The 13,127-nt window shown below is 31.3% G+C and carries 11 protein-coding genes and 1 other annotated feature; of the genes, 5 read left to right on the forward strand and 6 right to left on the reverse strand.

Annotated features, from left to right (window positions below):
- Positions 1–175 precede the first annotated feature (175 nt).
- The 3 genes from radA (at position 176) to proS (ending at position 4,464) form a co-directional block, all read left to right on the forward strand.
- Positions 176–1,558 carry a DNA repair protein RadA gene (radA, locus tag O0R46_RS00490; RefSeq protein WP_269311661.1) on the forward strand — a complete coding sequence of 461 codons (1,383 nt, stop codon included), beginning with the start codon at positions 176–178 and terminating at the stop codon, positions 1,556–1,558.
- A 23-nt stretch (positions 1,559–1,581) separates the two neighbouring features.
- Positions 1,582–2,664 carry a PIN/TRAM domain-containing protein gene (locus tag O0R46_RS00495; RefSeq protein WP_269311662.1) on the forward strand — a complete coding sequence of 361 codons (1,083 nt, stop codon included), beginning with the start codon at positions 1,582–1,584 and terminating at the stop codon, positions 2,662–2,664.
- Between the two features lie 73 nt (positions 2,665–2,737).
- Positions 2,738–2,945 (forward strand) — a binding site (T-box leader).
- Between the two features lie 73 nt (positions 2,946–3,018).
- On the forward strand, positions 3,019–4,464 hold the full coding sequence (gene proS / locus O0R46_RS00500; RefSeq protein ID WP_269311663.1) for a proline--tRNA ligase: 1,446 nt from the start codon (positions 3,019–3,021) through the stop codon (positions 4,462–4,464).
- 60 nt (positions 4,465–4,524) lie between these two features.
- Here proS and ispF read toward each other — a convergent pair whose 3' ends face one another.
- Genes ispF through O0R46_RS00530 form a run of 6 tightly spaced genes read right to left on the reverse strand, consistent with a single transcriptional unit; the run spans position 4,525 to position 10,149 of the window.
- A complete protein-coding gene (gene ispF, locus O0R46_RS00505) occupies positions 4,525–4,998 on the reverse strand; it encodes a 2-C-methyl-D-erythritol 2,4-cyclodiphosphate synthase (RefSeq protein WP_269311664.1) in 474 nt (157 codons plus the stop codon).
- A gap of 10 nt (positions 4,999–5,008) precedes the next feature.
- Positions 5,009–5,680, reverse strand: a complete 672-nt coding sequence (gene ispD, locus O0R46_RS00510) for a 2-C-methyl-D-erythritol 4-phosphate cytidylyltransferase (RefSeq protein WP_269311665.1) — start codon at positions 5,678–5,680, stop codon at positions 5,009–5,011.
- Positions 5,681–5,707: 27 nt separating this feature from the next.
- On the reverse strand, positions 5,708–6,250 hold the full coding sequence (locus O0R46_RS00515; RefSeq protein WP_269311666.1) for a hypothetical protein: 543 nt from the start codon (positions 6,248–6,250) through the stop codon (positions 5,708–5,710).
- Between the two features lies 1 nt (position 6,251).
- Positions 6,252–7,697, reverse strand: a complete 1,446-nt coding sequence (locus tag O0R46_RS00520; RefSeq protein ID WP_269311667.1) for an MDR family MFS transporter — start codon at positions 7,695–7,697, stop codon at positions 6,252–6,254.
- Between the two features lie 12 nt (positions 7,698–7,709).
- Positions 7,710–8,936, reverse strand: coding sequence for an aminopeptidase (locus O0R46_RS00525; protein ID WP_269311668.1), 1,227 nt, complete (start codon positions 8,934–8,936; stop codon positions 7,710–7,712).
- A 34-nt stretch (positions 8,937–8,970) separates the two neighbouring features.
- Complete coding sequence (locus tag O0R46_RS00530; protein WP_269311669.1) at positions 8,971–10,149, reverse strand: CapA family protein; 1,179 nt, start codon at positions 10,147–10,149, stop codon at positions 8,971–8,973.
- Positions 10,150–10,854: 705 nt separating this feature from the next.
- On the opposite strand from O0R46_RS00530, the gene speD reads away from it, so the two are divergent.
- Positions 10,855–11,685, forward strand: a complete 831-nt coding sequence (speD, locus tag O0R46_RS00535; protein WP_331275599.1) for an adenosylmethionine decarboxylase — start codon at positions 10,855–10,857, stop codon at positions 11,683–11,685.
- The gene (locus O0R46_RS00540) at positions 11,666–13,126 is read left to right on the forward strand and encodes an aminotransferase class I/II-fold pyridoxal phosphate-dependent enzyme (RefSeq protein ID WP_331275600.1); all 1,461 of its coding nucleotides are present in this window, start codon (positions 11,666–11,668) and stop codon (positions 13,124–13,126) included. Before speD ends, O0R46_RS00540 begins: the two co-directional genes overlap by 20 nt.
- Position 13,127 lies beyond the last annotated feature (1 nt).

The following is a 13,127-nucleotide window of genomic DNA, read 5'->3' on the forward strand; positions in this document are numbered from 1 at the left end:
AGTTAGTAGGGTAAAACTATTAAATTCATCAAAATAGTTTTATATTAACTAAGTTGTGTATATACTATAATGATACTTTCGTTTTTTAATTTTTTATAAATAATAATTTTGAATAATTATGTTATAATGGAAATATCGTTATTAAGCTATATTTAAGGGGGGGTTGTTAGAATTTATGGCAAAGATAAAAACTAAGTATGTGTGCCAAAATTGTGGTTATGAAAACCCAAAATGGCTAGGCAAGTGTCCGGAATGTTTGCAGTGGAACACTTTCGTTGAAGAGTTAGAAGAAAAAAGTGTAATTAAGAATCATACAAAGGTCAGTTCTTTGTTAAATAATTCTTCTAAACCTGTCAGCATAGGATCTATAACATCAATTAATGACGAAAGATTTTCTACAAGTATTCCTGAATTAGATAGAGTTCTAGGTGGTGGACTCATACCAGGAACTATGGTTTTAGTTGGGGGAGATCCAGGCATAGGTAAATCAACTTTATTATTGCAGGTTTCAAATAATTTAGCAAACTCAAGAAAAAAGGTCTTGTATATATCTGGTGAAGAAAGTGAAAATCAGATAAAAAATAGGGCTAAAAGATTAGATGTAGATTCAGAAAATCTCTACATCTATACAGAAAACAACCTGTCTTTAATTGAAGCACAAGTAGATGAATTTAAGCCAGATATAATAATTGTAGACTCTGTTCAGACAATGTTAAACCCAGAAATAAATTCTGCTCCAGGTACAGTTAGTCAGATAAAGGAAGTCACATCAAAATTTATGAAAATATCTAAGACAAAGGATATTACAAGTTTTATAGTAGGACATGTAACTAAAGAAGGTTCTCTAGCTGGTCCAAAACTATTAGAACATATGGTTGACACAGTACTTTATTTTGAAGGTGAAAGATACAATACATATAGACTCTTGAGAGCTGTAAAGAATAGATTTGGTTCTACAAATGAATTAGGTGTGTTTGAAATGAAGAGTAAAGGTTTAGTTGAACTGGAAAATCCTTCAAAGGTATTAATTTCTGAAAAACCCAAAGATGTATCAGGTTCAGTAATTGTATCTACAGTAGAAGGCACTAGATCTATGCTTTTAGAGTTACAATCTCTGGTTGCACCAACAAATTTTGGCTATCCAAGAAGGACTACAACGGGTGTAGATAGTAATAGAGTAGCACTTATATTAGCAGTCTTGGAAAAAGTCGTGGGTATGCAAATACAAAATCACGATGTATTCATAAACATAGTAGGTGGATTAAAGATAAATGAACCATCTATGGATTTAGGTATAGCACTTTCAATTGCATCTAGCTTTAGAAATATTGCTATTAGTTCAGATGTAGTAGTAACAGGAGAGCTTGGGTTAACAGGAGAAATAAGAACAGTTAGTTTTATCGAAAAAAGAATAATAGAATGTCAGAAGTTAGGATTTAAAAAAATAATTATACCTAAAGGTAATTATTTAAAAGAACTAGAAAAAGAATATAGCGATATTACTATAGTGCCCATTTCAAATTTACGACAAGCTATATTTGAGGCACTGGGAAAATAGAAAATTAAATGGAGGTGAAAGTATTGATTAGCAAATTAAAGAGGTTTTTATTTGCTATCATTGGGCTTGCCATTACGACAACTTTGTACCTTTCGCTTATGAATCCAATTAAGCAACTCCAATTTGGAAATCATACGTATGGTATAATAGCTGCCATTATTGCAGGTTTGATAGTAGGTTTGATATGTTTTATATCAGAACCAGTTTTCAGTAAGAAGTTGTATCAACTTGGGAAGAAATTTGATAAAGAGATGGCTGTATATTCGCAGGTAGATATAATTTTAGGATCGATAGGTTTATTAGTAGGTTTTTTTATTGCCTTTTTGCTAAGTAGCTTGCTTGAGAAAATTTATATAGTAGGACCGGTATTATCAATTATTTCATATATTATTTTTGGACTTATAGGAATTAGGATAGGAATCAGAAGCAAGTTTGAGTTGGGGAATTTGGGAAAGAGAAGATCATTGGTTGAAAAAAAGGATATAGAAAAAACCAGTAGAAAAAATAAAAAAAATCAATCGCCAAAGGTGCTTGATACTTCGGTAATAATAGATGGTAGAATATCAGATATATGTAAAACCGGATTTATAGAAGGAAAGCTTGTAATACCTCAATTTGTATTGGATGAATTAAGGCATATAGCTGACTCTGCAGATGATTTAAAAAGAGTTCGTGGAAGAAGAGGTCTAGATGTATTGAATGAAATTCAAGAACAAGGGAATATAGAAGTAGAGGTAACAAATCAAGATTTTGATGATATAGCAGAAGTTGATATAAAACTTTTAAGATTGGCATCAATATTGAATGGTAAGGTCGTGACTAATGACTTTAATTTAAATAAGGTAGCACAAGTTCAGGGTGTAGAAGTACTGAATATTAATGAACTTGCCAATGCTGTAAAGCCAATAGCTATACCAGGTGAAGAAATGGTGGTTACAATTGTCAAAGAAGGTAAGGAAAATCAGCAGGGAGTAGCTTATCTAGATGATGGAACAATGATTGTAATAGAAAATGGTAGAAGAAATATTGGAGAAACTAGATCAGTAGTAGTTACTTCTATACTTCAAACACCAGCAGGTAGAATGATATTTGCTAAAATAAAATAAAATATACACATTAACTTGATAGAATATTATATTGACAAGATAAAAGATATATTATATTATGTTGTCATACCAAATAAATGCGATAATAAAGGAATAGTAACTTATGAAAGTTTTACAGAGAGGGACGAGAGGTGAGATGTCCTAAATAGAAGTGAGCCAACCAGCCTTTTAGCTTGAAGAGGTAAAAATCTTCACGGTTTGAACCGTTATATTCTATCGAGTGAGCTATTTTTAGCTAATAAGAGTGGTACCGCGGAAACTAACAGCCTTTCGTCTCTTTTATAAGAGATGAAGGGCTTTTTATATGTTCTTCAAAGGCTGTTAAAATTTTTATTTAACATTAGGAGGATTAAAATGGCAAAAAAAGAAAAGCAATTTGTTGAAGAAATCACTAAAATGGAAGATGATTTCGCCCAATGGTATACTGATGTAATAGTAAAGACTGATATGGTTGACTATGCACCAGTAAAGGGTTTTATGGTGATAAAACCATATGGTTTTGCCATATGGGAAAAAATAAGAGAATATGTAGATAGAAGACTTAAGGAAACTGGTCATAAGAATATGTACTTCCCAATATTGATTCCAGAAAGTCTACTTAATAAGGAAGAGGAGCATGTTGAAGGTTTCGCACCAGAAGTAGCATGGGTAACACAAGGAGGAAATAAGGTATTAGAAGAAAGATTAGCTGTTAGACCTACCTCTGAAACAATAATATGTAATATGTATGCAAAATGGTTAAATTCATACAGACAGCTTCCATTTTTATATAACCAGTGGAACTCAGTTGTTAGATGGGAAAAAACTACTAGACCTTTCCTTAGAACTTCAGAATTTCTATGGCATGAAGGCCATACTATTCATGAAACTGCTAAAGAAGCGCTAGATGAAACATTAATGATTATAAATATGTATGTTGATTTAGTAGAAGATATATTAGCTATGCCAGTAATACCAGGAAAGAAATCTCAGAGTGAAAAATTTGCTGGTGCTGATGATACTTACACAATTGAAGCAATGATGAAAGATGGTAAGGCACTGCAGTCTGGTACATCTCATTACCTAGGACAAAATTTTGGTAAGGCATTCAATATAACGTTCTCTGATAGAAATGGAAATCTTGAATATCCATATTATACAACTTGGGCTGTATCTACTAGATTAATAGGTGGTCTAATTATGGTGCACTCAGACAATAGAGGACTGGTATTACCTCCAAAAATGGCTCCAACTCAGGTTGTAATAGTTCCAATAGCCGCTAATAAAGATGGAGTAATGGAAGAAGCAAACAAAATTTTTGATGATTTAAAGGCTAGAAGAATAAGTGTAGAAATTGATGATAGGGATAACTACAGTCCAGGATACAAATTTAATGATGCTGAAATGAAAGGTATTCCAGTAAGAGTGGAAATAGGTCCAAGAGATATAGAAAATAATCAAGCATTATTATTCAGAAGAGATGAATTATCTAAATCAGAGGCTTCGTTAGATAACATTGGGCAGACAATTAGTGATTTACTTGAAGATATTCAGTCTAATATGCTTGAAAAAGCTAGAAAGAATAGAGATGAAAGAATTTATCATGCAGAGAATATGGATGAGTTCGTTGATATAATAGAAAATAAACATGGATTTGCTAAGGTTATGTGGAAAGATAACGCAGAAAATGAAGCAAAGATAAAAGAGTTAACGGGTGCAACTCTGAGAGTTATACCATTCGAACAAGAAGAACTTGGAGAAACTTGTTTCTATACAGGTGAAAAGGCTGACTATATGGCAATATTCGCAAAAGCATATTAAAAATTAGTTTTATATAATAAAAGACGTAGATAATATTATCTACGTCTTTTATTATTGTTTTTATTTTTCAAATAGTAGGCATATAGCTTGAGATGCTATACCTAGTTTTTGTCCAGTAAATCCAAGTCCTTCTTCTGTTGTGGCCTTAATATTTATATTTGTAAGTTCTGTATTCAAAATTCTTGCAAAGTTTATTTTCATTTCTTCTAAATGAGGAGCCATTTTTGGTTTTTGAGCTATTATTGTACAATCAATATTAGCTATTTTATAGCCCATTTGATCCATTTTATCAGCGGCATATTCCATAAGCTTTAGGCTGTCTGCTCCTTTAAATCGTGGGTCTGTATCTGGGAAATGTCTGCCTAAATCCCCTATTGCTAACGCACCAAATATAGCATCAATTACAGCATGAGTCAATACATCTGCATCTGAATGACCTAAGAGTCCAGTTTCATGGTCAATTTTCACACCACCTATTATCAAATCTCTACCCTCTACTAATTTGTGTACATCATAACCAAGTCCTATTCTCATAGCTTCCTCCTTATTTATTTAAAATATATTGCCCATAGGCAAGGTCTTCTGGTGTTGTAATCTTTATATTCTCATAAGATCCCATTACCATTTTAACCTTATATCCTATAGCTTCAACTAAACTAGCGTCATCTGTTGCGCTAATATTATTTTCATAAGCATATTCGTAAGCATTTTTTATCAATGAAGCTTCAAACGATTGTGGAGTTTGGGCACACCATAAAAATTGTCTATTAGGTGTGTCTTTAATAATATCTGAATCATCTACACGCTTTATAGTATCTTTTGAAGGAACTCCTACACAGGTAGCTTTATGTATTTTAGTGGCTTTTATAGACCTATCAATTATATCCTTATCAACGAAAGGTCTAGCACCATCATGTACCAGTATATAATCAGATTTACCCATTTGCTTTAAACAATTGTATATAGAATCTTGTCTTTCTTTTCCTCCGTAGACTATGTTTACTCTATTTAAATTATATTTATTTAAAATTTTTTCCATAAGGTCTTGGTCTTCAGGTCTAATAGCAAGATATATATTATCAATATTTTCGTGATTATAATACTTTTCTATAGTCCATGCAATCATAGGTTTGCCATTTAATAGAGCAAACTGCTTATTATAGTTCAGTTTCATTCTAGAGCCGGAACCAGCGGCTACAATTATTACATCATTCATAAGAACTTTCCTCAAAATATATTATTACTAGAATTTTTTACCTTGTTTCTTTTCTTCAATTGCGTTTATCCACTTGTCTGTATGGCCAACTAAAAATTCATAATAATTTCCATTTACCATCTTTATACGAATACCATCACTTGTGAATGCTGTTGGTTTAAATCTATCAAATTTTGTGATTTTTGCAAATGGCATATGTATAGCTGTTTTTTCTATCAAATCCGGATCTTTTGTAGTTGTTAGGATCAAAGATTTTTCTGTAAGATAAAGCCAAGACTTTATATTTTTCTTGCCAGGATTAAGAAGTTCAGCCTGTTCGTCCATTTTTAATTTGCCTTTTTGGTCTAATTTCTTAGCGTAAATTCTCATATTTCTAGTATCTCTACCCCTAGAATTTGATATGTAACCTGTTAGAAAAAATGTACCACCCATCAATACAAAAACATACAATATTTGTGGTAGTGAATTTACTAAACCTGTTTTTGTGATACTAATAGCATTGATAGCAATTGAAAATACTATACCTACCAAGGTAGCTACCCATAGCTGTTTTAAAGTGCTTGTTTTCATTTTATTTTATCTCCCAATCCGAAATTTTTTTGTTTGCTTGTAAGAACATAGTTATTATAATACATGCAAATCCTATTATAAAGCATGTGATAAATATATTGTTGTGTCCAATAAATAATGAAGTCAATTTATCATTTATTGGAATAGTTTTATCTGTAAGTATAGAATTTATATCTACACTAATATTGGAATTATCAAAATATTTTACTATGGAACTGTTGAGTACTGTACCAAAGAAACTGATTCCTATTGTCTGACCAAGAGTTCTAATAAACATTACAGATCCTGAAGCTATACCGATATCATCTTTTGATAAGCTTTCTTGAACTACAAATAGCAATGTATTAAAACTTCCACCAAAACCTAAGCCTATAAATGATGAAAATAAAACCATAAGAGCTAGGTTTATATTTGGTTTTAAGAATATTAAGCCTAATAAACCTATATCAAGCAAAGCAAAACTAACTATTAGTATATGCTTTAATGAATATTTAGATATAACTCTTGCCAGAAGAACTGACCCTATTACCCAGAAAAATGACATAGGTACTATGGTAGTAGTAGACATTATTGGACTATATTGTCCTACATTTTGCATAAAGGACGGGTTATATACATCCATAGCTATTAGAACCATAGAATTTAGGAAAGATAAAATCATAATTATAAGAACTTCTTTAGTAAATAATCTAAATGGAAGTACAGGTTCTTCAACTTTCTTTTCAACATTAATAAATGACATCATACTTATTATCGCAACTACTATTAAGAATATCACGCTTAAATCATATATTGGATGTTTTTCAAGCATAGATAAGATCTGAAGTAGGCAAATAATAAATATAGTCAATAAACTAAGTCCCTTGCTATCAAGCTTTTGAGGTTTGCTTTGCTCTTTTACTTTATAAGACCTATTGATTAAATATAAACTTAAAAGAGCTATAGGTACATTTATAAAGAATATCCAGTGCCATGTAAGTTTTATTAACATTAAGCCAGAAATAAATGGGGCTATTAGACTACCAACACTCCAAAGAGTAGAATTATAACCCTGTATTTTTGTTCTTTCAGATACTTCAAATACATCCCCAATAGTTGCCATACTCAAAGTGTTTATGGCTCCTGAACCCATACCTTGTACACCTCTAGATATTATCAAGAATATCATTGATTGAGATAAACCACAAAGTACGGAACCAACTAAGAATAATAGTATAGATAATTGGAAAAGTTTTTTTCTACCATAGACATCCGATAATTTACCAAACACAGCTGTGGATACAGCAGATGTTAGAAGGTATATAGAGAATAGATAACTAGATAAGTTAAAACCATTTAAATCTCTAACTATTGCTGGTATGGCAGTTGTTACAATGGTGATTTCTATGGCACTCATAAATGAGCAGGCATATATGGCGAAGGCTATTAATTTTTTATCTGTATTCATTATAACCTCCGACTAAAATGCCCAATTTCCATTTTTGAAAATCTGAACCTTATCACCATTTGCCTTTATTCCTACTATGTCCAAAGTATTATCGCCTATCATAAAATCGACATGTGTAGTACTTGTATTCACGCCTTTTTCTTCTTTTTCTTTATCAGTAAATTTATCGCCATTTTTTATGCAAGAGCTATAAGCTGCACCTATTGCCAAATGGCAAGATGCATTTTCATCAAATAGGGTAGAATAAAATATTATGTTTCTATTAGATATTGGAGAATCAAAAGGAACTAGGGCTATTTCACCTAATCTCATTGAACCTTCATCAGTTTCTATAAGATTTTTTAGATTTTCTTTTCCTATTTTAGCATCAAAATCTACTACCTTACCATTTTTATATTCAATCCAAAATTCATCTATTAAACTACCTGCATAAATCAGAGGTTTAGTAGAATATACTCTACCATTTACCTTGTCTTTGTGAGGCATACCAAAAATTTCTTCTGTAGGTATGTTGGGATTAAATGGGTTTGAATTTGGATCTTTTGAATCACCACTTAACCATATATGCCCTTCAGGTAATCCTACTGTCAAATTAGTTTTCAATGATTTGTATCTAAGTTCTTTGAAATTTAATTCATTTAGTAAATCTGTTCTTTCTTTAAGATTTTTATTATGTTTTTCCCATTCTTTTATTGGATTTTCTGTGACTCTTGAACAATCTAAGATACTTTCCCATAGATATTCATAAGCTATTTTTGAATCTAATTCAGGGAACACTTTTTTTGCCCAGTTTTCAGATGGTGCTGCCACAATTGACCATTTAACCTTGTCTGAAAGTGTATATGATCTCCATTCTTTTAGATATTTACCAGAAATTTTTTGAAACCTTCCTATTCTATCTGGATCGACACCAATCATCATATCTGGATCACTAGAAATGATTGATAGGAAAGACCCGCCATCCTTTGCTATTTGAGTATATTTTTCTGCTTGCCATTGTGGATATTCATCAAATGCATCACTTGGGGCATTTAAATATTTTTCTCTAGTAATAAAATCATCGCTATATTCAACATATACATGCTTTGCACCAAAGGCATATGCATGTTTTACACATAATCTAACAAAATCTTTTGCTTCTATATCAGCTCTAATTAGTAGAATTTCACCTTCCTTAACATTTACACCTACTTCAACTACAAGTTGTGCAAATTTATCGATTCTTTCATTTAAATTCATAATTTCCTCCTTGCTTACTTTCTTAGACATAAGTCTATTTTAAATCCAGCATATCAGCTGGAACTAATCTCTTTAATGTATCTTTGTATAGATTTATATTATACTGTCCTTGGCCATACATTTCAATATGCTTGTTGGCCAAATCAATAGGATATTTGTCTAGTCTATAGACACTTCCATCATAGCCAAAGTTAGTTCTTTCTAAGTGAAATACCAATGGTGTAAATTTGGCATTAGATATATATTTTTTATTTCCGTCAATTACAAAATCACACGAAACCATAGCCTCTAAATATGTAGTTGGTTTTAGCATATTGTGAACAAAATTTCCTGTTCCGTAGAAAATTAAAGTTTTCTTTCCATTTTGAGCTTGTAGCCATTCTGATTTTTGTATTCTATGAGCGTGAGTTCCAACTACCAGATCTACTCCTTGTTCGTTGAATAACTTTGCAAATTTTATCTGTTGGCTAGATAAATCCTCAACGCCTTCATCTCCCCAATGTGTAGAGACGATGATAAAATCTGATTTTCCCTTAACTCTTGATATATCTTCTTTTACATTTTTTTCGTTTAAATAAGATACCATGTACTCATTATCTGGCAGCATACCATTTGTATCATAGGTATAAAATAAAATAGCTATTTTAATGCCGTTTTTACTAATAATAAGAGGTATATTTCTTGATTTTTGACTGTCGTATAAACCACCATGATACAAATCAGTTTGGTTCCATATTTTCACGGAATTTTTTATACCTTGCGAACCCATATCCATAGAGTGGTTATTGGCTAAATTTATTATATTAAAACCAGTTTTTTTAAGGCTAGGAATCATTGACTGTGGGCAATTGAATTTTGGATAAGTACTAATTCCTGAAGAATCTCCAGATATAATAGATTCTTGATTTATATAGGCTAGGTCAAATTTTTTTATATCCGAGCTAATATTTTCATAAAAGTGATCAAAATTGTATTTACCATCACCAATTATGCCATCATGACTGTCAGCAGCAATATAAATAGAATCATGGATTAAGTTATCTCCAACTCCTACAAAAGATACTTTTTTAAACTTTTGTGTATAAGAGTTTTTTTCTTTAATAATACTATTACCATGTATTGTATTTAAGAAAACAAAGCTAACCGAAGCAATAAATAATAACATAATAAAAATTGAAAGTCCTATAAATCCTTTTTCATCCTTGAAATCCATAAAATTCCCCACCCTTATAGATAAATATAAATTAATTTAGCTCTCTTAAATTAGTATAACATAAGTAGCTATAAATTTATTGAAAAATGAACAGTTACTCAACAATTTAATAAGAACAATATATAAGTTTTAAAAATAGTTTCCAGAAGAATTTACATTTTTAATTTATTTTATGCTTGAATATTTGATAAAAAAATAGTATTATAAAAAACAGATGATTAAAGCGTTTTTTGCGTCCATCATCACAAACTATTTGCCAGTAGATTCTGGCCCATCTGACCAAGCTAAATTTAGTTTAAGTGGCCATACGGACAGCCCGGTCAAATGCCGATAGCGATTGTGATATCGTGTTGATGAGTGAAATCCTCAATTTATAAGTAGGAGAGATCCTATAAAATTGCATTAAGCAGTACTTGTGAAGAATCAACATGAGCAGTAAGAGTATTATTACTGAATAGGCTCAAAATACGTATGTTAGGTCATATATTATGATTATTTTCTATTAAAATTAGTAACTAGGATTACATGATTTTTAGAAAGATATATAATTTTTATAATATATTTGATTGCCATCAATACACATATAGATTCTTTCCTTGTACAATTCATTTTCATGAGTTGTTTTTTTTTATGCCGTGAAATGAATGTATATCTTAACATAAGATAAAAACTTACTTTAAGAAAGGGAAAAATATGTCGGAAAAAATGAAATTATATGGATTTAATAACTTGACTAAATCCTTGAGCTTTAACATCTATGATGTTTGTTATGCAAAGACGAAAGAAGAACAAAATAATTATGTTGCCTATATTGATGAGCAATATAATGCGGAGAGACTTACAGCAATTTTATGCAAGGTAACGGAAATAATAGGTGCTCATGTACTTAATATTTCAAAACAGGATTATGATCCTCAGGGTGCAAGTGTGACTATATTAATAGCTGAAGAGCCTATATCCAAAAAAGATAGGGATGCATCTTGTAATGGTGGAGAAAATTTTATGGATGAAATACATAGTACTAATATAAAAGAACAAGTCTTAGCTACTCGTGATACAGTAGTTGGACACCTAGATAAGAGTCATGTGACAGTACACACGTATCCGGAATATCATCCAGACAAGTCTATCTCTAGCTTTAGGGTAGATATAGATGTTGCTACTTGCGGAAAAATATCGCCATTAAATGCACTTAATTTTCTAATAAGTTGTTTTGATTCAGATATAATAACTATGGATTATAAGGTTCGTGGTTTTACAAGAGAAGAAGATGGAAGAAAAATATTTATTGATCATGACATTACATCAATTCAGGATTATATAGATAAAGAGACTTTGGAAAAATATGATGCACAGGATGTAAATGTATATCAGTCTAATATTTTTCATACTAAAATGCTTATAAAAGAGTTAGAACTCGAAAACTATTTATTTGATAAGGATCCTCGTGAATTTTCGCCAAAGCAACGTCTCACAATATTAGAAAATTTAAGAAGAGAAATGATAGAGGTGTATAGTGGAAGAAATATATACTAATCAAAAAAGAAGACCCATTGTAGAAGCTCTTGAAAAATATAAAAAAGAGAGAATAGTATCTTTTGATGTACCAGGTCACAAGCAAGGTAAGGGTCATAAAGCACTTACAGATTTTTTTGGTAGTGATGCTGTATCTGTTGACTATAATTCTAGTAAGCCATTAGATAATCTGACACATCCTACAGGAGTAATAAAAGATGCAGAAGAGTTGGCAGCTCAAGCTTTTGGTGCAAAGTCTGCATTTTTTATGATTGGTGGAACTACATCATCAGTACAGGCTATGATCTTGTCATCCACAAAGAGAAATGACAAAATCATAATGCCTAGGAATGTACATAAAAGTGCTATAAATGCACTTGTAATAAACGGTGCAATACCAATATATATAAATCCAGGTGTTGATAAAGAGCTTGGTATAAGCCTAGGTATGTCTGTTGAAGATATAAAATCAGCAATAGAAAAACATCCAGATGCCAAGGCTATATTAGTAAATAATCCAACTTACTATGGTATTTGCAGTGATTTAAAACGAATTGTAAAAATAGCACATGAAGCTGGAATGTTGGTTTTAGTAGATGAAGCTCATGGAACTCATTTTTATTTTAACGAGAAATTGCCTATTTCAGCTATGAAGGCAGGTGCAGATATGGCTGCTGTAAGTGTACATAAAACAGGAGGTGCGCTTACTCAAAGTTCATTTTTATTATTAGGAGAGGGTGCAGATTCCGCATATACAAGACAGATAATAAATCTCAGTCAAACGACTAGCGGATCGTATTTATTGATGGCTTCTCTGGATATAGCAAGATCAAATCTAGCTTTAAATGGCAAAGAAATTTTTGAAAGAGTAATAAAAATGACTGATTATGCTAGGGAAGAAATAAATCTAATAGGTGGATATAGAGCTTTTGGTAAAGAAATAATAAACGGTGATACTGTATATGATTTTGATACTACAAAGCTTAGTATACATACTAGAGATTTAGGATTAGCTGGGATAGAAGTTTATGATATATTAAGAGATGAATATGATATACAGATAGAATTTGGAGATATAGGAAATATACTTGCTATTGTATCTGTTGGAGATAGAGAACTAGAATTAGAAAGATTAATTGGGTCACTATCTGAAATAAAAAGGCTAAAAAGTGGGTCTAAAATTGGAATACCAGATCATGAATATATAGATCCAATAGTGAAACTTAGTCCCCAAGAAGCTTTCTATTCAGAGTCTGAAGTTATCGCTATAAAAAACAGTGTGGGAAGAATAAGTACGGAATTTGTAATGGCATACCCACCGGGTATACCAATATTGGCACCAGGAGAAAAAATAAGCAGGGAAATAGTAGATTATATAATTTTTGCAAAGGCTAAAGGTTGTAAAATGACGGGAACAAAAGATATGCAAATGAATGATATATATGTTGTAAAGGAGAAATAAT

The sequence above is a fragment of the Peptostreptococcus equinus genome, from assembly GCF_027125355.1.
In the GTDB taxonomy this organism is placed as follows: Bacteria; Bacillota; Clostridia; order Peptostreptococcales; family Peptostreptococcaceae; genus Peptostreptococcus; species Peptostreptococcus equinus.